Origin of the sequence: Novosphingobium organovorum, from assembly GCF_022832435.1 — a bacterium.
GTDB classification, from domain to species: Bacteria; Pseudomonadota; Alphaproteobacteria; order Sphingomonadales; family Sphingomonadaceae; genus Novosphingobium; species Novosphingobium organovorum.
In genome coordinates this window covers 1-22,785 of the sequence record NZ_JALHLF010000060.1, presented here as the reverse complement: position 1 = coordinate 22,785, position 22,785 = coordinate 1, and the positions used below count along the sequence as shown (strand labels likewise).

Annotated in this window: 19 protein-coding genes; 6 read left to right on the top strand and 13 right to left on the bottom strand. The window is 66.8% G+C overall.

The genetic code is table 11. The features are described from left to right. Nucleotides 1-252: 252 nt before the first annotated feature. Nucleotides 253-1,752, bottom strand: a complete 1,500-nt coding sequence (locus MTR62_RS13945; protein ID WP_244021897.1) for a CoA-acylating methylmalonate-semialdehyde dehydrogenase — start codon at nt 1,750-1,752, stop codon at nt 253-255. Between the two features lie 227 nt (nt 1,753-1,979). Between MTR62_RS13945 and MTR62_RS13940 the strand changes: the two genes are divergently transcribed. Both MTR62_RS13940 and MTR62_RS13935 read left to right on the top strand, forming a co-directional pair. Beyond that, nucleotides 1,980-2,882 carry a LysR family transcriptional regulator gene (locus tag MTR62_RS13940; RefSeq protein WP_244021895.1) on the top strand — a complete coding sequence of 301 codons (903 nt, stop codon included), beginning with the start codon at nt 1,980-1,982 and terminating at the stop codon, nt 2,880-2,882. A 48-nt stretch (nt 2,883-2,930) separates the two neighbouring features. Continuing rightward, nucleotides 2,931-3,422 (top strand): flavin reductase family protein, encoded by a 492-nt coding sequence (locus MTR62_RS13935; RefSeq protein WP_244021893.1) that lies wholly within the window; start codon nt 2,931-2,933, stop codon nt 3,420-3,422. Between the two features lie 70 nt (nt 3,423-3,492). On the opposite strand, the gene MTR62_RS13930 is transcribed toward MTR62_RS13935, so the two are convergent. After that, nucleotides 3,493-4,671, bottom strand: coding sequence for an acyltransferase family protein (locus MTR62_RS13930; protein ID WP_244021891.1), 1,179 nt, complete (start codon nt 4,669-4,671; stop codon nt 3,493-3,495). 256 nt (nt 4,672-4,927) lie between these two features. Between MTR62_RS13930 and MTR62_RS13925 the strand changes: the two genes are divergently transcribed. The 3 genes from MTR62_RS13925 (at nt 4,928) to MTR62_RS13915 (ending at nt 9,565) form a co-directional block, all read left to right on the top strand. Further along, nucleotides 4,928-6,649 (top strand): LacI family DNA-binding transcriptional regulator, encoded by a 1,722-nt coding sequence (locus tag MTR62_RS13925; RefSeq protein ID WP_244021889.1) that lies wholly within the window; start codon nt 4,928-4,930, stop codon nt 6,647-6,649. Between the two features lie 283 nt (nt 6,650-6,932). Further along, nucleotides 6,933-8,372, top strand: a complete 1,440-nt coding sequence (locus MTR62_RS13920) for a methyl-accepting chemotaxis protein (protein WP_244021887.1) — start codon at nt 6,933-6,935, stop codon at nt 8,370-8,372. 269 nt (nt 8,373-8,641) lie between these two features. Further along, nucleotides 8,642-9,565 (top strand): M48 family metalloprotease, encoded by a 924-nt coding sequence (locus MTR62_RS13915; RefSeq protein WP_244021885.1) that lies wholly within the window; start codon nt 8,642-8,644, stop codon nt 9,563-9,565. Between the two features lie 135 nt (nt 9,566-9,700). Here the strand turns inward: MTR62_RS13915 and MTR62_RS13910 are convergent, their stop codons facing one another. From MTR62_RS13910 to metZ, 5 genes are all read right to left on the bottom strand, one after another. After that, the gene (locus MTR62_RS13910; RefSeq protein ID WP_244021880.1) at nt 9,701-11,980 is read right to left on the bottom strand and encodes a S9 family peptidase; all 2,280 of its coding nucleotides are present in this window, start codon (nt 11,978-11,980) and stop codon (nt 9,701-9,703) included. Between the two features lie 86 nt (nt 11,981-12,066). After that, nucleotides 12,067-12,882 carry a LysR family transcriptional regulator gene (locus MTR62_RS13905; RefSeq protein ID WP_244021878.1) on the bottom strand — a complete coding sequence of 272 codons (816 nt, stop codon included), beginning with the start codon at nt 12,880-12,882 and terminating at the stop codon, nt 12,067-12,069. A 128-nt stretch (nt 12,883-13,010) separates the two neighbouring features. Next, nucleotides 13,011-13,409 carry a Co2+/Mg2+ efflux protein ApaG gene (gene apaG, locus MTR62_RS13900; protein ID WP_244021876.1) on the bottom strand — a complete coding sequence of 133 codons (399 nt, stop codon included), beginning with the start codon at nt 13,407-13,409 and terminating at the stop codon, nt 13,011-13,013. Nucleotides 13,410-13,514: 105 nt separating this feature from the next. After that, a complete protein-coding gene (locus MTR62_RS13895) occupies nt 13,515-14,837 on the bottom strand; it encodes a PAS domain S-box protein (protein WP_268739862.1) in 1,323 nt (440 codons plus the stop codon). A 35-nt stretch (nt 14,838-14,872) separates the two neighbouring features. Further along, complete coding sequence (gene metZ, locus MTR62_RS13890) at nt 14,873-16,081, bottom strand: O-succinylhomoserine sulfhydrylase (protein ID WP_244021874.1); 1,209 nt, start codon at nt 16,079-16,081, stop codon at nt 14,873-14,875. Between the two features lie 125 nt (nt 16,082-16,206). Between metZ and MTR62_RS13885 the strand changes: the two genes are divergently transcribed. Continuing rightward, nucleotides 16,207-17,496: a dolichyl-phosphate-mannose--protein mannosyltransferase gene (locus MTR62_RS13885; protein ID WP_244021872.1), complete on the top strand. Its 1,290-nt coding sequence runs from the start codon at nt 16,207-16,209 to the stop codon at nt 17,494-17,496. A gap of 112 nt (nt 17,497-17,608) precedes the next feature. Here the strand turns inward: MTR62_RS13885 and MTR62_RS13880 are convergent, their stop codons facing one another. The 6 genes from MTR62_RS13880 to MTR62_RS13855 form a co-directional block, all read right to left on the bottom strand. Continuing rightward, nucleotides 17,609-18,799 carry a glycosyltransferase gene (locus MTR62_RS13880; protein ID WP_244021869.1) on the bottom strand — a complete coding sequence of 397 codons (1,191 nt, stop codon included), beginning with the start codon at nt 18,797-18,799 and terminating at the stop codon, nt 17,609-17,611. Between the two features lie 46 nt (nt 18,800-18,845). Then, nucleotides 18,846-19,889, bottom strand: a complete 1,044-nt coding sequence (gene leuB, locus MTR62_RS13875) for a 3-isopropylmalate dehydrogenase (RefSeq protein WP_244021867.1) — start codon at nt 19,887-19,889, stop codon at nt 18,846-18,848. A 20-nt stretch (nt 19,890-19,909) separates the two neighbouring features. Continuing rightward, entirely contained in the window at nt 19,910-20,515 is a 606-nt protein-coding gene (gene recO / locus MTR62_RS13870; protein ID WP_244021865.1) for a DNA repair protein RecO, read from the bottom strand. Between the two features lie 72 nt (nt 20,516-20,587). Continuing rightward, complete coding sequence (locus MTR62_RS13865) at nt 20,588-20,842, bottom strand: accessory factor UbiK family protein (protein ID WP_244021864.1); 255 nt, start codon at nt 20,840-20,842, stop codon at nt 20,588-20,590. Between the two features lie 148 nt (nt 20,843-20,990). After that, complete coding sequence (locus MTR62_RS13860; protein WP_244021863.1) at nt 20,991-21,545, bottom strand: TspO/MBR family protein; 555 nt, start codon at nt 21,543-21,545, stop codon at nt 20,991-20,993. Between the two features lie 147 nt (nt 21,546-21,692). Continuing rightward, complete coding sequence (locus MTR62_RS13855) at nt 21,693-22,568, bottom strand: TlyA family RNA methyltransferase (RefSeq protein ID WP_268739861.1); 876 nt, start codon at nt 22,566-22,568, stop codon at nt 21,693-21,695. Nucleotides 22,569-22,785: the final 217 nt, after the last annotated feature.

Sequence of the window (22,785 nt, the reverse complement as noted above, 5' to 3'; positions counted from 1 at the left end):
GGCCTCGGGGCCGGGCGCCGCGCTCGCGGCCGCCTGCGTCGCTTCGCCGCCGGGCGCCTCGTCCGGTTTGGACGAACACCCCGCCAGCGCAAGCGCGCCGCCAAAGGTCAGGGCAAGAACCGGGAGCCGGGAACAGCGAGCCATCGCGAAATCCTTCCTGTGGGATCTAGAAGCACAAGGCTAGCAACACCGCCCCTGCTGCGCTGTTCCCTTATGCGCCCTGCGCCCCGAAAACGCGATCGGCGATGCCCTTCACCCCATGGTCGGAATGATGAACGCGCTTACGTCCGCCGCGCCGCCATCGGGCCAGCGCTGGGTGACAAGCTTGGTCCGCGTCCAGAAACGCAGCCCTTCCATGCCGTACTGGTTGTGATCACCGAAGGCAGAGCGCTTCCACCCCCCGAAGCTGTGGTAGCTGACCGGCACCGGGATCGGCACGTTGATACCGACCATGCCGACTTCGACCCGCGCGGCAAATTCGCGCGCGGCGTGACCGTTGCGCGTAAAGATCGCGACGCCATTGCCGTACTGGTGGCGGCTGGGCAGCGCGATGGCCTCCTCGAAAGTCCTGGCGCGCACGATCTGGAGCACGGGGCCGAAGATTTCCTCGCGGTAGGCGCTCATCTCGGGCGTCACCCGGTCGAACAGCGTGGGGCCGATGAAGAAGCCCGCTTCGTAACCTTGCAAGGTGAAACCGCGCCCATCGGTGACGAGTTCCGCGCCCTCTTCCACGCCGGTCGCGATCCACTGCTCGACCCGCGCCTTGTGCTGCGCGGTGACAACCGGGCCGTACTGCGCCGCAGGATCGGTCGAAATGCCGGGTTTGAGCCCCTCGATCGCGCTAACGAGACGTTCGCGCAACGCATCGGCCGTCTCCTCGCCCACCGGCACGGCGACCGGCAGCGCCATGCAACGCTCCCCCGCCGAACCGAACGCGGCTCCGACGAGGTCGGCGACCGTCTGGTCCATGTCGGCATCGGGCATGATGATGGCGTGATTCTTCGCCCCGCCCATCGCCTGGACGCGCTTGCCCGCGCGGGTCCCACGCGAATAGACGTAGTGCGCAATGTCGGAGGAGCCCACGAAGCTGACCGCGGCGATCCCCGGATGATCGAGAATCGCATCGACCATGACCTTGTCACCGTGAACCACCTGAAGCACACCCTCGGGCGCGCCCGCCTCGAGGAACAGCTCGCACAGCCGGTTGGGCACCGAAGGATCCCGCTCGGACGGCTTGAGGATGAAGGTGTTGCCACAGGCCACGGCGGGCGCGAACATCCACATCGGGATCATTGCGGGAAAATTGAACGGGGTGATCCCTGCCCCGACGCCTAGCGGCTGGCGCATCGAATAGACGTCGATACCCGGCCCGGCACCATGGGTGTATTCGCCCTTGAGCGCCTGGGGCAGCCCGCAGCAGAACTCGACCACGTCGAGCCCGCGCTGGATGTCGCCCCTGGCATCCTCGATCACCTTGCCGTGCTCGCTGGACAGCAGCGCGGCAAGTTCGGCCATGTTGGCTTCGACCAAGGCTTTGAATTGGAACAGAACCCGTGCGCGGCGCTGGGGGTTCATCGCAGACCAGATCGGCTGCGCGGCCATTGCGGCCGTCACAGCCCGATCCAAAACGGCACCCTCTCCCAGGGCAACCTCTCCCTGCACGACGCCCCGGTTGGGGTCGTATACCGGGGCGGTGCGGGCGGCCGGAACCGCTTGCGCACCACCCACGATCACGTGGCCGATCCGTCGCATTCTCTCCACTTTCGATTATTGTATTCGTGTGCGTTCTTGTTTTTTTCGCATGCCGGCGATTGTTTTTTCAACGACCCCGGCGTTTGACCGTGTTTGTCGTTTTGTTTGCTCGGCTTGAGGGCCTGATAGGCCAGTACCGAATTGCAGGCAAGGATCGTTTTAGTGATGCAAACCTGCAAAAATGCAGCTACTGCAAAAATGCAGCACTTAGACATAGGCATCGAAAAATGAGCATTCCAACCGCCGACTGGAGCGATTACCAGGCCTTTCTCGCCATCGCGCGCGGCGGCCAGCTTTCGCGCGCCGCGCGCAGCCTGGGCATGAACCCGACCACCGTCGGACGCCGCCTGCGCAAGCTCGAGGCGGCGCTGGGCACCACGCTCTTCGAACAGACACGCACCGGACAGGCGCTTACCGAAGCGGGCGAAAACCTGCTCATGGCGGTCGAGAGCATGGATCGCGCCGCCGCCCGCATCGCCACCACGGCCGAGGAAGGCGAAGGCCTGAGCGGAACCTTGCGCATCAGCACGACCGAAGGCTTCGGCATCTGGTTCCTCAGCCCGCACCTGCAACGCTTCCAGGCCAAGCACCCGCGGCTCGGTATCGACCTCGTCCCATCGACCGGCGAGACGCTCAACCCCAGCCGACGCGAGGCGGACGTCGCGATCGCGCTCGCCCGGCCGCGCAAGGGGCCACTCGTGGCGCACAAGCTGGCCAACTACCAACTCGGCCTCTACGCCACCAAGAGCTACCTCGAAGCGCACGGCACCCCGCGCCGCGCCGCCGACCTCATCAAGGGCCACACGCTCGTTGGCTACATTCCCGACATGCTCCACGCCCCCGAACTGCGCTATCTCGACGAGATCCACCCCGGCCTCAAGGCCACGCTGCGCTCGCCCAGCGTCACCGCACAACACAGCTTCGTCGCGGCCGGGGCCGGGATCGGCGTGCTGCCCACCTTCATGGCCCGCGCCGATCCGCGCATCGTCAACGTGCTGCGCGAGGTGCGGCTGATGCGTGCGTTCTGGTTCGTCACTCACGAAGACATCCGCAGCCTACCGCGCATCACCGAATTCCGGCAATGGCTTGACGAAATCGTCCACGCACGCGAGGACGTTCTGACCCCTTGAACCACAGGGGGATTTCCCCTGACCGCCGGACCGGAAGGACTGCACCACGTGACCACGACGACCATCGACCCGGCCGAATTCCGCAAGGTGCTCGGCAGCTATCCGACGGGAGTCTGCGTCATCACCGCGCTCGATGGGGAACGGCCCGCCGGAATGGTCGTCGGCTCGTTCACCTCGGTCTCGCTTGATCCGCCGCTGGTCGGCTTCTTCCCCGACAAGTCCTCCTCATCCTGGCCGCTGATCGAGAAGCACGGGCACTTCTGCGTCAACGTCATGGGTGCGGACCAGCAGGGCGTGTGCCGCGCTGTCACCGCGCGCGGCGAGCAGAAGTTCGTCGGCGTCGACTATGCCCTGTCCGACCACAACCTGCCGATCATCGCCAACTCGATCGCCAGCATCGAATGCGAACTCTATTCGGTGACCGAGGCGGGCGACCACTGGTTCGTGCTGGGCAAGGTCCTGCGCATGGAGATTGTGCGCGAGGATGATCCCATGCTGTTTCACAAGGGCCGTTACGGCGGCTTCGCCGAACGGCTCTGATCGGCGCCCCGGACAACCCGATACGAAAGAGCCCGGCTTCGACCATGCGAGCCGGGCTCTTTCGTAACCCTCAGGGCGATACCGGGCGCGGCATGCGGTGCGTCTTGTGCCGTTTGAGCCCGATCAGCGGCCGCAGCGGACCGACTTCGCGCCCGATCAGGTAGAACAGCCAGGACCCGATCGCCACCGAACCGCACAGGATCAGGAATTCGGGCAAGGCGGTAAGCCCCCAGTTGCGGATCGGGTACATCACCAGCACCATGATTGTCTGGTGTGCGATATAGACCGGGAACACCGCCTCCGAAAGCGTCTGGCGCCAGGGGTGGTTGAAGTTCCAGTAGCGGTCCGCAATACCGAACAGCGCGATGACCGCGGCGAAGCTCTCGGCCGATTTGGCAAAGACCAGTGGCTGGCGCCAGGCGGGCGGCGTGGGCGTGTTGCCGGGGTAGAGCCACAGGTCGTAGGCCACCCAGCCAAAAGCGACGACCGCGACCAGCGCCGCCCACGGCCACTGGCGCGCGATCGTCACGCGCAGCGCCTCGGAATTGCGCAGCAGAAAGCCGAACAGGAACATCCCGCCATAGTGCAGGTGCGCCGCGCGGTCCTGCAGCAGGTCGTGCATGTCGGTCCAGCCGTAGGGAACCTTGCTGCGCACGAGGAAGACCAGCGCAATGCCCAGCGGAATGAGCGCGGGGCTGGCAAAAATCCGCTCGAACCCGCGCCGGAGCGCCGCGCGCGCACGCGCCGGGATCACCAGCAGCCCGAGGCACAATACCAGCGTATAGGCGAGCAGGTGGATGACGAACCACAGATGCATCACGCGCGGCACATACTCGTAACGGATCTGCCGGAACGAGAACGCATCGTGCACGAAGTAATAGAGGTAGCCATGCTCGTAACCGCTGTTGACCAGCCCCATGTAGGGCTGCGGCGGCACCACCACGATGAGCCCGAAGGCAAGCGGAATGCCCAGCCGCTTGAGCCGGCTCCAGCCGAACGCGGCGGTATCGCCCTTGTCGCGGTTGAGCAGCGCCGCGCTGGCGTACCCCGAAATCGCGAAGAGCAGCGCCAGGCGCCAAGCGCTCATGCCCAGAAGCGGGATTTCGGCCCACCACACCACCCCGCGCGTGGGCGTCTGGTAGCCCCAGGGCGTGAACGAATAGCCGACGTGGTAGAAGATCAGAAGGATGAACGCACCGATGCGCAGCCAGTCCATGCCGTAATGACGCTGTGAAGGGGCAGGGGTCATCCATTTACCATTAACGCGCCGCCCGAGCGGCAGGAAGCCGGTCCCTTAGGCCGGTTCGCATCCCGGCGCAATCGCGCGCCACGCGCAGCCCCCGCCGCACCCGCTTTCGCGCGCGACCGACCGGCCTGGCCTCCGGACGACCCGAGAGCCCAGCGCGCGCGGCGGCGGTGCGCCCCGAAGCGGCGCCCCGGCGATTGCTCCGCTTTCGATCCAGTCGCGTTGGCCAGCGCTGTCAGAGCACGCCACAGTCCCCGCCATGAATCGCCCCGCCCCCGACAGCGCGCCCCCGCCCGAAACCGAAGGATCGCCCGAAACCGATACCCTACCGGGCGCCGATACCCCGCCCGGCTCTGGTTGCGAAGGCGAGCCCCCGGCATCGCCCCCTGCGGCACCGGGTGCGCCCGCAGCGGCAACGGCGCTGCACCGCCGGCTCGACAGCCTGCGCCACTGGCCGGTGCGCGAACTGGCGCTGATCGCCGGTGTTTCCGCACGCACCATCAACCGCTTCTTCAAGGACCCCGCCCAGATCGGCGAACGGATGCGGCGTAAACTGGAAAGCGCGCTCGGCGAACTTCCCTTGCGCCAGCACGATGGTTCCCCCCCCACCCCAGCGCCCGGTGCGCCTGCGGCCGAAACCGGGCATGCCGCCTTGCCACAGGAGACCGACCGCACACCCGCCCTACCCGAACGGCGCCCCGAAGCGGAGCCCCTCCCGCCTTGCGAAGTCTACGAGTTGAACGAGCCCCTGATCGAGAATCAGGACCAGGTGACGTGCGCCGTCACGCCCGACAGTCCAGCCCGTCTCACCATCACCGAAATCGCGCAGTTGGCCGGAGTGTCGACCAAGACGATCAGCCGCTACCTCAACGATTCCCCTCTCCTGAGCACCGCCATGCGCGAGCGGGTCGAAGCCGTCGTCAGCCAGACCGGCTTCGTGCCCAACGCGCAGGCGCGCGCGCTGGCGCTGCGGCGCAATTTCCTGATCGCCCTGGTCCACGCCGGAGGGGATCGCGCGGTGCGCGACGCGGTCGAGGACGGGATGCTCGACGCCATGGCCGGCAGCGACCTCGCGCTCGTCGTCCACCGGCTCGATGGCGATCGAGCGCGGGACGCGGCGCGGGCGAACGGACCGACTGCCCACGACGAAGCAGAGGGCGCACCGGACGGCGCAGGCCGGATCAGCGCCTTGCAGGACTTTCTGGCACGCCACAGCCCGAGCGGAATCGTCGTCCTGCCTCCGCTGGCCGAACAGGCGATGATCGCGCAGGTTTGCGAACGCGCGCAGGTGCGCTGCGTGCGGTTGGGACGCAGCGCACCTGCACTGCTCCCGGCCGCGCAAGCGCCCCTTCCCCCCGGCGGCGGTATCGAGACGCTTGCGAGCAACGATCGCGCGGCGATGGCGCAGATCGTGCACTGGCTGGTCGAGCTCGGCCATCACCGCATCGGCCTCGTCGGCGGCCCGGAAAGCTCGCTCTGCGCACAAGAGCGCGAACTGGGCTATCTCGACGCCATGGCCGACCATGATCTCGATCGCGGCCCCGCGCTGATCGAGGCGGGGGACAATTCGTTCGCCTCGGGCATCGCCGCGGGCCACCTCCTCCTCGAGGTGAGCCCGCGCCCCAGCGCGATCGTCGCCGCGAACGACGCGATGGCCACAGGTGTCATCCACGCCGCCGCCGCAGCGGGGCTGGCCGTCCCCGACGATCTTTCGGTCGTCGGCTTCGACGACAGCCCGCTTGCCGCGATGACCTGCCCCCCGCTCACCTCGATGCAGGTCCCCTGGCGCGCGATGGGCCGCGAAGCCGTGCGTCGGCTGCGCCGCGAAAGCCCGGCGTCCCACGCCGTCACCTTAGACACGGACCGCAGCGCCCCCGCTGCCGAAAACGCCTTTGCCGCACGCCTTGTCGAACGGGGGTCGGTGCGCGCGCTCGTCCGTCCGGCGCCGGCACGCGCAATCCTGATCGATCCCGCCCCCTGAACGCCCTGCCCTGAACGCCCTGTCCTGAACGCCCTGCGCGGAACGCCCTGCGCTGAACGCCTTGCCCTGCGCCCCTCGCTCGGCACCTGCGCATCCCCGTCGTCTGTCCCGCTACCGGCCCTGTTACCCCCTCTTCCCCCGGCGATCTACGGAGGGTCAACCATACGCGTTTTTGCGTCGAAGCCGCTAAACGCCATGCCATCCAAGCCTGTTCGCGCTTCCTGAACCGGTTTCGATGCAAACGACAGCGCCCCTTCCCATGCCCCCTGACGTGGAGCCGATAATGCTCGACTGGTTTGAAAAACAGGCTCCGATACGCCTCAAGTTCACGACCTTGTTACTGATACTGACCGCACTTGCCGCCGTCGGGCTGGCCACCACGGCCCTCGCCGTTTTCGCGCTCTTGCCCGGCTTCGTCCTCCTCCCGGTTGCCGCGCTCGGCGTGGCGGGAACCGCGCTGACCGTCCGCCTCGCCTCCAGCTGCATTTGCCTCCCTTACGCCGACACCGTCGTGCGCATGGAGGCGCTCGCCGCGGGCGATACCGACAGTCCGTTAGCCTACACCGACCACACCGATTGCGTGGGCCGCATGACCGTGGCGATGGCGACCTTTCGCGACAACGCGCGGGCTATCCGGGACCTCAACGATGTGCAGAACAAGGTCGTCGAGGCGCTCAGTGACGCGCTCACCGCGCTGGCCTCCAAGCGCCTCGACTGCCGCATCGAGCAGACCTTCCCCGATCGCTACGAGCCCCTGCGCGCCGATTTCAACCGCGCGGTCGACGTGCTCGCCGGGGCGATCACCATCGTCGACCGTACCGCCGAATCGGTGCAGAACGGGTCCGATGAAATCCACTCGGCCACCAGCGACCTGTCGCAGCGCAACGAGAACCAGGCCGCCAGCCTGGAGGAAGCTTCGGCCGCGATGGATCAGGTAACGCAGACCGTCAACGTCGCCGCCAAGGCCGCGCAAGCCGCACGCGAACTGATCGCCACCGCCCACCAGGAAGCGCTCGAGGGCGACAGCGTGGTCGAAAACGCGATCAAGGCCATGGGCGCGATCGAAACCTCGGCCAGCGAGATCGGTACGATCGTCGACGTGATCGATTCGATCGCCTTCCAGACCAATCTCCTCGCGCTCAACGCCGGGGTCGAAGCCGCGCGCGCGGGCGATGCCGGCAAGGGCTTCGCGGTCGTCGCCAACGAAGTGCGCGCGCTTGCGCAACGTTCGGCGGACGCCGCGCGGGACATCGGCGCCTTGATCCAGGCTTCCTCGCTCCAGGTCGCTTCGGGCGTGCAGCTGGTGGGTGAGACCGGAATCCTGCTTTCCAACATCGTCACGCGCATCCGCGAGGTGAACACCCAGGTCTCGGGCATTGCCGAAAGCGCGCAAAAGCAGGCCGAGAACCTCATGCAGGTCAACGCCACCGTGGGCGATATCGATCGCGTCACCCAGCAGAACGCAGCGATGGTCGAACAGGCGAGCGCCGCCACCCGAACGCTCTCCGACGAGGCGCACCGCCTCTCGCAGATCGTCAAGAGCTTCCGGCTGGCGCCAGGCCGCGAGGTCGTCACCGCGCTGTCGGCACCCGCACCGCGCCCGGGGCCTCAGGCCACCGCCCCGCGCCCGCAGCCATTGGCCGCGCGGGCTGCAAACCACGCGCTCGCTCCGGCCGCTCTGGCCTACGAGGATGCTTGCGGGGATGATTGGGATGCCTTTTAGAGCATGCCCCAGTCAGGTGGAATCACCTGACGGTTCAGAAAATGCCTTAAAACAAAGGCTTCTAGCGGTAAATCTGATGTAATCGGATCGAAAACCGCTCCAAAACCAAGGCGCCAGGGCCCTTGCGCAGTACGCCCTGGCCTTGCGCAAGCCCCGCTCCATGAACACTTGCGCCGCCCCGCACGCAGGCGAGCGCTCCGGCAATTGAAACCCGCCCCGCCGTCCCTAAATCAACCAATGAAAAGATTTTTATCCGGAGTTTTGCCGACGTGAACGGCCTTAAGACCGTCCTGCTGCTCGCCGCGCTCAGCGCGCTGCTGATGAGCCTTGGCTACCTGTTCGGGGGCTTAGGCGGGGCCGGGATCGCCCTGCTGGTCGCCGCCGCGATGAACCTGTTCACGTTCTGGAACGCGGACAGCATCGTCCTTCGCCTGCACAACGCGCGCGAGGTGGACGCGCAGAGCGCGCCGCAGTTTCACGCCCTGGTCGCCGCCCTCGCCGCCCGCGCCGGTCTGCCGATGCCCCGCCTCTATCTGATCGACACCGAGGCCCCCAACGCCTTTGCCACCGGGCGCAACCCCGAACACGCCGCACTTGCGGCGACGACCGGGCTGCTACGCATGTTGACGAGTGAGGAAATCGGCGCGGTCATGGCGCATGAACTGGGCCATGTCCGCCATCGCGACACCCTGACGATGACCATGGTCGCCACGATCGCCGGGGCGATCTCGATGCTGGCCAACTTCGGGCTGTTCTTCGGCGGTCGCAGCGACCAGCGCAGCCACCCGCTCGCCGCGATCCTGGCCGTGTTCATGGCTCCGTTCGCGGCCATGATCGTGCAGATGGCAATCAGCCGGACGCGCGAATATTCGGCCGACAAGGCCTCTGCCGAGATCTGCGGCAACCCGCGTGCGCTGGCATCGGCGCTGGCCAAGATCGCAGGCCCCGCGACGCAGCTGCGCAACCCAGCAGTCGAACGCAACCCGGCGAGTGCACAGCTCTACATCGTACCGAGCGGCGTATCGGACCTCTTCGCGACCCACCCGCCGACCGAAAAGCGCATTGCCGCCCTGCTCGCCATGGACGAGAACGCCGCGCCGGAAAGACCGACCCGCGCCCCTGTGACGAGCGTGCCGCGCACCGCGCAGGGCCGACAGGCGCGCTCCGCGCTCGATCCCTATCGCAAATCGTGAAGAGGCGCGCTTCAAGGGGTTAAGACCCCGCCCCCGCACCCTCGACCGCACCTTTCGCCGTCAGCGCGGTGCGGCAGGAGTGCCCGAGGGTGGTGAAACCCTCGGGCCACTGTTGCGTCTCTTGTCGCGCGGACCTCAGTCCTTGCCCGGACCGCCCTCGATGCCGTTGCGCTTGAGGAAATTGAAGATCGTGTCCCACACCGAAACGCTGATCCTGGGCCCCTTCACCGAATGGGTGTGGCCGGGATAGAACATCATCTCGAAGGGCCGGGCGTTGCTCTGCAGCTTGGCGGCGAGCGCGGTGCTGTTCTCGAACACCACGTTGTCGTCCGCCATGCCGTGGATCAGCAGAAGTGGATCACTGATCTTGAGCGCATCGCCCAGCGCGTCGGACGCGGCGTAGGCCTCCGGCACCACGCGCGGATCGCCCATGTAGCGTTCGGTGTAGTGGGTGTCGTAAAGCTCCCACTTGGTCACCGGCGCCCCCGAGATACCGGCGGCGTACAGCCCCTGGTCGGCCTCGAGCATCTTGAGCGTCATGTAACCGCCATAGGACCAGCCATAGGTCACGATGCGCTTGGGATCGACGTAGGGAAGCGACTTGAGGTAGCGCGCCCCGGCCCGCTGGTCGGCCACTTCGACCGTGCCCATCGCCTCGCGGATCTGCTTTTCGAATTCCACGCCGCGATGCGCGCTGCCACGGTTGTCGAGACGGAAGTAGATGAAACCCTTGGCGACGATCGCCTGCGGCAAACCGCCGAGCCAGGCGCGCGACACGGTCTGCACGTGCGGGCCGCCGTAGTGTTCGAAGAACACCGGGTAGTGTTCGCCCGGCTTCATGTCCGCCGGCGTCATCATCATCCAATGCAGGTCCGAGCCATCGTCGGCCTTGACCGTGCCGAAGCTCGGTTCGCGGTGGCTCGCAAGGTAGGGCGCGTAGGGGTGCGCGGCATCGAGGCGGTTCTCCTCGACCCAGGCCAGGCGCTTGCCCGTACCATCGGCAAGATAGCTTTGCGGGGGCTGATCGGGCGAGGACCGGCTGATGACCAGCGTGCTCGCATCCTTGCTGGCGACCGCCGAATTGGCCCAGCCCAGCTCGGTCAGGCGCCGGGGCGTGCCGGGGTGCTTGAGATCGACCGAGTAGACCTGCGGCGCAAGCACATCGTCCATCGTTCCGGTAAAGTAGACCCGGCCCGCCTTCTCATCGACGCCGACCAGATCGGACACTTCCCAGTCGCCTTTGGTCAGCGCGCTCCACTGGCCGTCGGTGAACCGGTAGAGATGGCCAAAACCGCTGCGCTCAGACCACCACACGAGGCTGCCGTCCTTGAGGAAGCGGTAGTTGTTGGTGAGGTTGATCCACGCTCCCTTGGCCGCGTGTTCGCTGAACAGGACCTTGGACGCCCCGGTCGCGGGGTCCACGCCAAGCATGTCGAGCTGGTCCTGCACGCGGTTTTCGCGCTGGACGTAGAGCGTCTTGCCATCGCGCGACCAGTTGACGCGCGCCAGGTAGATGTCGGCGTCTGTGCCCAGGTCCACCTTCACCCGGCCCGAACCGTCGGGCTTCATCACGTAGAGTTCAACCGCGACGTTGTTCGTGCCCGCCGCGGGATAGCGCTGGGCATAGATCTTGGTCCCTTCCGCGCCGATCGCCGCGCGCTGGACAACGCCCACCGGCGCCTCGTCATACCGCTCGACCGCAATGTGCGCCTCGTCGGGGGACCACCAGTAGCCCGTCAGGCGGTCCATTTCCTCCTGCGCGACGAATTCGGCCTCGCCCCAGTGGACGGTGTCCGAACTCTCCTCGGGGGTGATCGCCTGCTGCGCCTTGCCGGTGGCGCCAACCATCAGGCGCCCGCCGCGCACATAGGAGACGAAGGCGCCCTTGGGGCTGAGCGCCGGGTTCAATTCGTCACCATCGTCGTTGGTGAGCCGGGTGACCTTGCCGTTCAACCCGGCGAGGTAGAGGTCGCCGTCCAGCGGCACCAGCAAGGAGGCCGAATCCTCGTTCCAACCGTAGTCGACGATCCCCTTGAGATCGCCGATGCGCTGGCGTTCGCGCTGCATTTTCTCGGCTTCGCTGAGTTCGCGGCCCGCGCCCAGAGCAGTCGAATCGACCAGCATACGCCACTTGCCCGTCTCACGGTCGTAGCCCCACAGGTCGTAGCGCTCCCGATCGTCGTCACGGTTGCGCAGCAGCGTGAGATAGCGGCCATCGGGCGAGATACGCACCAGGCGCGGGCTCGGGCCGTTGAGCGAAGGGCTGGCGAAAACCCGCTCGAAGTCGAGCGCGGTGGCGGAGGAAGCGGGCATGGCGGTCTTTCCGGCCGCATCGGCCTTGGCAAGAGCGGGGATCGGCAGCGACAAGGGGAGCGTGGCGCAGAGGCTGGCCATCAGCAGGGAACGAAGTTTCATGGCCGCCGGGATAGCAGACTGGCGCGCGGACGCCAGACGGTGCGTGGCTTCGGACAGACAGCGCCTGGCGGGTCCAGTCGCGCCGTTCACCCCTGCACGGTAAGCGCGGTGACCAGATCGCGAACCTTTTTCTGGCGCCACTGCGGACGCGGCGCGACAAGCCAGTAGGCGCGTCGGCACGCCGTGGCGCGGGCGCCCAGATCGTCCTGCCCGGTACGGGCCAACCCGTCGGCGAGCAGCGCGGGAACCCGCACACGGCCAAGCCCGGCGTTGGCGGCGGCGACCGCCTGCCCGGCGTCGCTCACGATGATCGGCGGCTTGGCGTCCTCGCGCGCGGGTTCATCCGCAGCGGCTTGCCCACACGGGTCCGGATCGCCCGGCCAGCCGATCCAGTCGCCCTCGCCGATCTCGACCCATTGCGCTTCGCCCAGTTGCACGCCTTCCAGATCGCCGGGCCCCTCGGTCCAGCGCACCGCGAGATCGAGATTGGCCTCGGTGAAATCGGTCATCTCGCCATCGACGAGAACGTAGCGAACCTTGGGATTGGCGACGCGGAACGCGGCAAGGCGCGGCGCCAGCCAGGCGGCGAAGAATTCGCGCGGCGCCGCGATCGTGTAGACCAGGCTCGACTGGCCCGCCTGCATCGACTGCACCGCATCCTCGAACTGGAGAAAACCGCTGCGCAGCGCGGCGAGCCCCGCGCCCGCCTCCTCGGTCAGTTCGAGGCCTTTGCTGGTGCGGCGAAACAGCACGACGCCCAGTACGTCCTCAAGCGCACGGATCTGCTGGCCGACCGCAGCCGGGGTCACGGCCAGTTCGTCGGCGGCGCGGGTAAAGGAGAGATGACGCGCGGCCGCGTCAAAGACGCGCAGCGCGTTGAGAGGCAGGTGCGATCGCTTCATGGCGCCTTCCTAGGCCCCCGCCGCGCCCTCGACAAGCGCTGGCCGACACGCCTGATAGCCCGATCGGGAAGTTCGGCACCGGCCGAACCCCTTGCGCGGCACGCTCCGGTGCTGGCCGCCCGGCGCGCTCAGCCCGCAGTGGCCGGCGCGGCCAGCGGAAAGAAGGGAATCTGCGCCTGCATCTCGGTCCCGTCCTCCAGCCGGAAGACGTAATAGCCCTCCATACTGCCGTTCGGAGTGGGCAGCGGACAGCCCGAGACATAATCGTGCGAGGCGCCGGGCCGCAGCACCGGCTGCTCGCCCACGACGCCATCGCCATCGACGATGCCGACTTCGCCATTGCCATCGGTGATGCGCCAGTGGCGGGTCATCAGCTTGATGGTGGAGCCGGTCTCGTTCTCGATGCGGATGTGGTACACCCAGAACCACTTGCCCGCCTCGATCCGAGATTGTTCGGGCAGGAAATTCACCGCGACGCGAACTGTCACGCCTTCGGTGACGGCGGCATGCTGGAACAGTTCTTTCATGCCTTTAACCTAACCACGAAATGGCATCGGTACAACCTCGTTACCGTGCAATTTGCGCCGGACCCGAGCCACTTGCCAGAGGACTTGCCGGCGAAGCAGGCGCGATCAGCCCAGTGCGCTTGCCGGGCAGTCCAGTTCCCACGCGAAGCCCTCCGGGTCGAACCGTACCGTCACCTCGGCGCGCAACTTGACGCGCGGCACGTCGACCAGGATGCGGGTGCCAAATCCCTTGTGCTCGGGCGCGGCGACCGGCGGCCCGCCGCGCTCGATCCAGCGGATGCGAAAGCGGGCCGTCCCGTCCGCCGCTTGGGGATCGAGCGACCAGCCGATCGCGACGCGACCATCCGGCACCGAAAGCGCGCCGTACTTGAGCGCGTTGGTCCCCATTTCGTGCAGCGCCATGGCCAGCGCCTCGGCCGCACCGGGCGACAGCACGATGGCTGGCCCTTCGCAATGGACCTGATCGCGCGATTCGCCCAGCGATCGCAGTTGCGCCTCGATCATCTCCATCACCGGAATGTCCGACCACGCGCGGCGCACGAGCACGTCCTGGTTGGCGGCCAGCCCCCGGATGCGCTGTTCGAGCCGCTCGATGAAATCGGGGCGGGCGACGTCGCTGCGCCGCGCGAGCGACTGGACGATCGCCAGCATGTTCTTGGAGCGGTGGTTGACCTCCTGCAGCAAGAGTTCGATCCGCTCCTCGGCGTCGCGCATTTCGGTCACGTCGGTGTTGGTGCCGAACCAGCACAGGACCTCGCCCGCCGCGTCGCGAATGGTCTTGGCGCGCGACAGAAACCAGCGCCACTCGCCATCGGCCGAACGCAACGGAAAGGTGTCTTCCCAGTCTTCGCCCGACTGGAAATGCGCGCTGACCTTGGTAACCACGCGCTCCAGGTGATCGGGATGGTGGACCGCCTTCCAGCCCCAGCCCTGCATCTCCTCAAGCGTAGTTCCGGTATAATCGAACCAGCGCTGGTTGTACCAGAAGATCCCCCCCTCGCGGTCGGCGATCCAAGCCAGCTGGCTGATGTTGTCGGCAAGCAGACGGAAGCGGTGTTCGCTTTCCTCGAGCCGCAGCAAGGTTGCCTTCTTGGCGGAAATGTCGCGCGCGATCTTGCTCGCCGCCACCACGTTGCCATGGCGGTCAAGCACGGGCGAGACCGTCACCGCGACGTGAACCTCGCTGCCGTCCTTGCGGATGCGCACGGTCTCGAAGGTCGGCATGCGCAGACCTTGCGAGATCCGTGCGATGATCGCGTCCTCCTCGCTCTGGCGATCGGACGGGATCAACTCGCGGATATTGCGGCCCACGATTTCGTCATGGGTCCAGCCGAACACCCGCTCGGCCGCAGCATTCCAGCTCAGGATCTCTCCGGCGAGAGTCTTGCCGACAATCGCATCGTCGCTCGATTCGACGATGGCGGCCAGGAAGGCCGCCGGATCGGTTCCCTGAGCCAGGGCGATCAGATACCGGCCTTGTCGAGGGCCTGATCCATGTCCGCAATCAGGTCGTCGATGTCTTCGAGGCCCACGTTGATACGCAGCATGCCCTCGGAAATTCCCATATCCGCGCGCCCTTCCGGTCCCATGTTGTGATGGGTGGTCGAGGCAGGATGACACATCAGCGAACGCGCGTCGCCAATATTGTTGGAAATATCGATGAGCTCAAGCGCGTTGAGCAGCGCGTGCGCCTTCTCGCGGCCGCCCTCGACCTCGAAGCTGAAGATCGGACCACAGGCGTCCATCTGCTTTTGCGCGAGCGCCTTGGCCGGGTGGCTGTCGAGCCAGGGGTGCATCACGCGCTTGACGCGGCCTTCGATGAACTGGCCCATCTTGAGCGCGTTCTCACTCTGGCGCTTGGCGCGAAGGTCGAGCGTCTCGAGCCCGTGCATCACCACCCAGGCGTTGAACGGCGAGAGGTTGGGCCCCGTATTGCGCTGGAAGGGCAGCAGCACCTCGTTGATGAATTCTTCCGAACCGCACACCGCGCCCGCGAGCACGCGGCCCTGCCCGTCCATCATCTTGGTTGCCGAATAGGCCACCACGTCGATCCCGAACTCGAGCGGGCGCTGCAGGATGGGGGTGCAGAACGCGTTGTCGACCACGGTGCGGATACCGTGCGCCCTGGCCAGCTCGGCGATCGCGGCCATGTCGGCCACGTCCATCGTCGGGTTGGCCGGGGTCTCGAAGAAGAACACCTTGGTGTTGGGGCGGATCGCCGCCTCCCAGGCGGTGATGTCGGTCGCATCCACGACGGTCACCTCGACCCCGAAGCGGGGCAGCAGGCTGTCGCCAAGCCAGCGACACGACCCGAACGCGGCGCGCGCGGAAACCATGTGGTCGCCCGCCGAAAGCTGGCTGAGCAGCGCGGTGGTCATCGCCGACATGCCCGAGGCCTGGACGCGGCACGCCTCGGCGCCTTCGAGCAGCGCGATGCGTTCCTCGAGCATCTGCACCGTCGGGTTCTGCAGGCGCGAATAGGTCATGCCATCGTCTTCGCCGTTGAAACGGGCGGCGGCCGTCTCGGCGTTGTCGTAGCAATAGCCCGAGGTGAGAAACAGCGCTTCGCTGGTCTCACCCATCTCGGAGCGCCAGGTGCCGCCACGAATGGCTCGGGTGGCGGGGCGCCAGTTGCGGGTCTGGGTGCGGTCCTGTCCGGTGGTGCGTTTCATGGCGCCTGCTCTAGAAGTCTCGGCGAGTCGGTGCAAGCGACGCGCAAACCGGGGCGACACACCCACAAGGCTCGCCCGCCAATCCGCTTGTGCTGCCCGTGAACAGCGCCTATTCGGCTGACCCGATGCCGTTCAACGCCCGCACCGACCGCGACCCCATCCAATGGTGCATCGCGCTCTCGCTCGCCTTCCTCGCCCTCCTGCTCTGGCGGATCGGATTCCCGTCCGCCTTCTACTTCGACGAGGTCCACTACGTACCCGCGGCGCGCGACCTGTTGAAGCTGGTCCCGGCCAACCGCGAGCACCCGATGTTCGCCAAGGAAGTCATCGCGGGGTTCATCGCCGCGATGGGCGACACCCCGCTCGCCTGGCGGCTGGGTCCGGCGCTGGTGGGCGCGGCCGGGCTGTTCGGCTTTTCGCGCTTCGTCTGGCACATTTCGGGACGCGAGCGCGCCACGATCCTCGCGCTCGTCCTGCTCGCCACCAACTTCATGTGGTTCGTCCAGAGCCGCATCGCGATGCTCGACATGATCGAGGCGGGGATGTGCATGATCGGCCTGTGGCAGTTTGCCGCCGCCCTGCGCGCGCGCCGCAATGGCGCCGCGCGGCTCCATCTGGCTGGCTGCGCGCTCGCGCTCGGGCTCGCGCTCGGCGCGAAGTGGAGCTGCGCGCCCGCGCTGGTGGTGCCCGGCCTTGCCTTCTTCGCGGTGCGTGTGGCGCAGGGAGGCCCTTTCCTTGCCAGCGCCCCGCCGCGCCGCAACGCGCTGTTCGGCGGGATCGCGGTGTCCGAAGCCGTAGTCTGGCTCGGCCTGCTGCCGCTCGTGGTCTACTGGCTGACCTATCTTCCCGCGATGTTCTACGCCGATCGCCCGGTCCACCCGCTGGGCTTCATCGAGCAGCACGAATTCATGATCCTGCTTCAGGACAGCGTGAAGAAACCCCACCCCTACCAGAGCCTGTGGTACATGTGGGTCGCCGACTGGAGGGACATCTGGTATCTTTTCAAGGTCATCGGCGGCTACCAGCGCGGCATCGTGATGCTGGGCAATCCGGTCTCGATGATCGCCGGGCTCGGCGCGCTGGTGTGGAGCCTGTGGGCCGTGGTACGCCATCGCCGGTGGGACGCGCTGCTGCTGGTCGTGCTTTACGCGGCAACGCTGGGCGTGTGGGCGGTCAACGGCAAGCCGGTGCAGTTCTACTACCATTACCTCCTGCCCGGCGCCTTCCTGATGGGCCTGCTCGCGCTGGCGCTCGACCCGCTCTTCGCCCGGCGCGACCGCCTGCGCTGGCTGGGACTTGGCATCCCCGGGCTTGCGGTGCTGGCCTTCGCGGGTTTCTTCCCGATCCTCTCGGGGCTCCCGCTACCCTCCGAACAGTTCTACAACGTGTGGATCTGGCTGCCGAGCTGGCGCTGAGCCACGTCACGCAAAGGCCCATGAAAAAAGCCAGGCAGGGCCTTTGGCCGCCTGGCTTTTTTCATGTCAATTCAGGGAAGGCGACCCGCCGCGCGGAGCACCTCCCAAACGATCAGTACTTGCCCCAGACGAACTTGGACGACAGCGCGAAGTTGAACACCGCGGCCAGCACGATCCCGGTCATCACCGCCAGAACGTCGTGCACGCCGATGTTCTTGAGCACATAGGCCGCGCCGACGTTGGCGAGCAGGCCGAGCGAACAGGTGATCGCAAACTGCGCCCAGCCCTTCAGCAACGGCCCAAACCCGCGCAGGCGCTTGTCCGAATAGGTCAGCTCGTTGTTGAGCACGAAGTTGAAGGTCATCGCGACCGCTGCCGCAATGGTGTTCGCGGTCATGAAGGTCAGGCGCCCGGTTTCCCAGTGCCCATAGACGAAGCGCTCGCCCAGGATGACGCTGAGCACCAGCCACAGCGCCGCGAACTGGACGACGACGCCCATCGCGCCCACCGTGCCGAACAGCGCAAAACGGGTCGGGATGATCCGCCCCAGCCACTTGTCGTAAAGGCCCACGAGGAATTCGAACACGACGGTCTGATCCAGCTTGCTTTCGCCTTCCGCACGGGCGGCGAAGTTGAGAGGAAATTCCTTGACCCGAAGGCGGGTCTCGGACGTGGCGAGAATGTCGAGCAGGATCTTGAAGCCGACGCCCGAAAGCCGGTGCGCGTCCTTGCGCAGCGTTTCGGTGGGCAGCATGAAGAAGCCGCTCATCGGGTCGGTCAGCTCGACACCGGTGACCTTGTTGGCGATCTTGTTGGCGAGGCCGGAAACCTTGACGCGGTCGGGCCGCCCCCAGGCTTCGGTGCTCGCCCCTTCGGCAAAGCGCGAGGCGTAGGCGAGATCGTAGTCACCCGACCTCAGCGCGGCGAGCATGCCCACCAGCAGCGCGGGATCGTGCTGGTGGTCGGCGTCCATCACCGCGACATAGGGCGCCGAGGTCGAACACATACCCTCGATTGCCGCACTGGCCAGGCCGCGCCGCCCGATGCGCTGGATGCAGCGCACGCGCGGGTTGGCCTGCGCGATCATGCGCACTTCGTCCGAGGTCCCGTCGGGGCTGTTGTCATCGACATAGATCGCCTCCCAGGCAATGCCCTGGAGTTCGCGATCGATCCGCTCAACCATCGTGGCGATGTTGCGGCGCTCGTTGTAGGTCGGCAGGACGATGGCCACTTCGAGCGGGCGCAGGGGCGCGCGCGAAGAGCCATCGGGGGTTTCCGCCAGATCCGAACCGGTCAATTTCATCTGTGCAAGTCTGCTTCGTAAAAATCCAAGTGCGACCCCGCCGTCCTTACAGGCGTGCGAGCACCGCGTCACCGATTTCCTGCGTGCCGGCCTCGCCGCCCAGGTCACCGCCCTTGATGCCATCGGCGAGCGCCGCCGCCACGGCGTCCTCGATGCGCACCGCCTCAGCCTCCAGGCCGAACGAATGACGCAGCATCATCGCCGCGGACAGGATCGTCGCCATCGGGTTGGCCAGCCCCTTGCCCGCGATGTCGGGCGCCGAACCGTGGATCGGCTCGTAGAGGCCATAGGTGCCTTCGGCGAGGCTTGCCGAAGCGAGCAGGCCGATCGAACCGACGCACATGCTGGCCTGGTCGGACAGGATGTCACCAAACAGGTTGCCGGTCACCACCACGTCGAACTGGCCGGGGTTCTTGACCAGCTGCATCGCCGCGTTGTCGACATACATGTGGGTGAGTTCAACCTCAGGATACTCGGCCGAGACCTCGATCATCACGTCGCGCCACAGCTGCGAGGTTTCCAGCACGTTGGCCTTGTCGACCGAACACAGCTTCTTGCCGCGGGTCATCGCCGCGCGGAAGCCCGAATGCGCGATGCGGCGCACTTCGTCCTCGGCGTAGGACATCATGTCCCAACCCTGGCGGCGCCCGTCGTCGAGCGTGCGCATCCCCTTCTCGCCGAAATAGACGTCGCCGTTCAGCTCACGCACGATCAGCAGGTCGATCTTCTGCGCGACTTCCGGGCGCAGCGAGGTGAGCCCTTCGAGCCCCTTGAACACGCGCGCGGGGCGCAGGTTGGCGAACAGGCCCAGTTCCTTGCGCAGGCCCAGCACGGCCTGTTCGGGGCGCAGCGCGCGTTCGAGATGGTCGAGCGTGAAATCGCCCACCGCACCGAACAGGATCGCCTCGCACGAACGCGCGATCTCGAGCGTTGCCTGCGGCAGCGGGTGGCCATGCTTGCGGTAGGCCGCGCCGCCCACGTCCCCTTCGACCAGTTCGAGACCGGGAAGATCCAGCGCCTCGAGGACGCGCACGGCCTGTGCCGTCACTTCGGGACCAATTCCGTCGCCTGCAAAAACCGCGATGCGCATGCCTGTTTTCCTGCTGCTGCCTAATCTGAAATCCGTCCCAGCCGCTCGCGCAGCAGGGTGCGGGCCGCCATAGCGTCTTTGCGCCGATCGGCAAGCGGGTAGCGTGCAAGTTCGCGCCCTATCCTGTCGAATGCATCGAGGATCGCGGGCCAATTTCCCTCGCCCGGCCGGGCCACGGGCACGCCATACCCCAGCTCGCGCAGCAACAGCACCTCGTAGGACAGCAAGGGCAAGGCCCAGCCGCGCGCCGAAGGCGCCATGCACACTGCCTCCAGCACCGCGCCCAGCGCCTCGTAGAGCGCGGGGAAAGGCTGGCGTTCGGGCAAGGCCGTCGCGGTCAGCGCGCCGAGCCAGGCCAGCGCGGCGGCGGGCAGCGGCTCACCCAGCCAGGCCCCTCGCGAACGCACGAGTTCGACCCGCGCGAAGGGCAACTGCCCCTCGGAACGGGCCCGGATCTGCGCATCGACGCGGTTTCCAGGGATCAGAACGGGGCGCAAGGCGCGCCCGCGCGCACCTGCGACATAAGCCCCGACAAGGCCCGCCTCCTCGGTCAGGAAGCGCACGATCGCGGCGTTCTCGCCATGCGAGGTCATCCCGCACACGATGGCCTCGGCCCGCAGGTTCATCAGGACACACCGCAGCAACCGGCGCGCCGTCGCGGCGCGTTACCGGTTCGCGGCAGGCGGCTTCCTCGCGGATCAGTCGCGCGCGGGCGTGTTCGCTTCGATTGCGTCCAGACGGGTCTTGAGCGCCTCGCACTCGGCACGCGCGGTCGCGGCCATTTCCTTGACCGCATCGAATTCCTCGCGGCTGACGAAGTCCATGTCACCCATGAGCTCCTTGATCCGCTCGCGCATCGAATCGCGTGCTTCGCGGCCCATTCCCGCGAAGGTGCCGGCGGCACTGTTCATCATCTTGACGAAGTCGGCGACAAAGGGGTTTTCGCTTTGCATGGAAGCCTAAATGGTACAGCCGCCGCGCTCGCGCAAGGGGGTTCGACGGCGTTGGTGGAGGCGCATCGCACGCCGGTCGATCGAGGCGCGCAAAACCGCGCCTTGAGCTTTTTTTTCGAAAACCGCCCCGACCCGCGAGGAGGCGCCGTCAGATCTCGTAGCGGATCGCCGCGCCGGACGGACGCGCGCCGTCCATTGCGCGGTTGGCATCGAGAAAGGCGTAGTTGAGATAGGTCGCAAAAAGCACCCACAACAGATAGGGCACCAGCAGCAGCGCGGCCCTCTGGCGCACCCGCCAGAACAGCGCGATGGTGACGATCACCGCCACGTCGAGCGCCCCGATCACGATCAGCGCGCCGGTGATCTGGTGCAGCCCGAAGAACACCGGCGACCAGGCCAGATTGAGCGCGAGCTGGACGCAGAACACCACGAAGGCCAGCCCCCGCCCCCCGGCACCGCGCGCCGCCAGCACCACCGCCAGCGCCAGGCCGATCATCACGTAGAGCGCGCTCCACACGATCGCGAAGGTGATCGGCGGCGGAAAGGCGGCCGGTTTGACCAGCGCGGCGAACCACGGATTGTCCGGCCCGCTCTGCGCCATCCGGCCTGACAGGAAGCCCAGCAGGATGATGACAGGCACGCACACCAGCGACCAGCGCAGGAAACTGGCGCGCAACTGACCGGAGGAGGCAAGCAGGTTCATGACCGGATCATCTCTCAAATTCTGCGGCTGTCAAAGCCCCTGGCGACCAGAGGCGAACCGCGTTCGCCCCGTTGCTTAACGCATTTTGCGGCATGGGAAAGCCAAACCCGCGAGGGCATCCCCCGTTCCCGCGAGAACGGATGCAATTCACGGCTCTTGCCCCGCGCTCTCGCCCGACGCCTGCCGCTCGGCCGAGACGAGGAACTCGACATTGCCTTCCGGGCCGGTGATCGGGCTTTCGACGATGCCCTGGATCGTCCAGCCCGAGGTTTCGAGCCAGTCGCGCACTTCCCCGCAGACACGGGCATGAAGCGCCGGGTCGCGCACCACCCCGCCCTTGCCCACTTCGCCGCGCCCGACTTCGAACTGCGGCTTGATCAACGCCACCAGACGACAGGCCGGAGCCGCGAGCAGCAAGGGCACTTCGAGCACTTTGGCCAGTCCGATGAAGCTCGCATCGCACACCACCCAGTTGCACGGCGCGGTGATGTGGTCCGTCGTCAGAATGCGCGCGCTGGTCTGTTCGAGGACGGTGACGCGCGGGTCCTGACGCAGCTTCCAGGCGAGCTGGTTGGTGCCCGAATCGATCGCGAACACATGCGCGGCGCCGTTGGTCAGCAGCACATCGGTAAAGCCGCCGGTGGACGAGCCCACGTCCATCGCCACCGCGCCCGCCGGATCAAGCCCGAAATGCGCGATCGCGTGCGCCAGCTTGATCCCCCCGCGCGAGACCCAGGGATGATCGCGCCCGCGCACTTCGAGCGGAGCATCGGCCTTCATCGCCTGCCCGGCCTTGGCAATCTTGGTTTCGCCCGAAAAGACATGCCCCGCCATGATCAGCGCCTGTGCGCGGGTGCGGCTTTCGGCCAGTCCGCGATCGACCAGCATCTGATCGACGCGCTGCTTGGCCCCGCCAGCCTTGCCGGGCGCCCTGGCCGCTCCTTTTTCCGCCGATTCGGCGCGCGCGCCTCCCTCGGCAGAGGCTGGCACTACGACAGGGCGAGACTTGGGTACGTCGGACATGGGGCACTGCACACTTGAGAAGAGCCTCGCCTCATTCCATACCAGAGGCATGAAGGCAAATCCGCACAGCCGCTCTCTCCCCATCCGCTTCCCCGTCCTGCCCGCGCTGCTTGGCGCGGCGCTGGTCTCGGGCTGCATCCCCGCGACCCGGCCACCGGCCACACCCCGCCCGCCCGTCAGCCGCCCTGCACCGACCCCGGCACCGACGAACCCACCG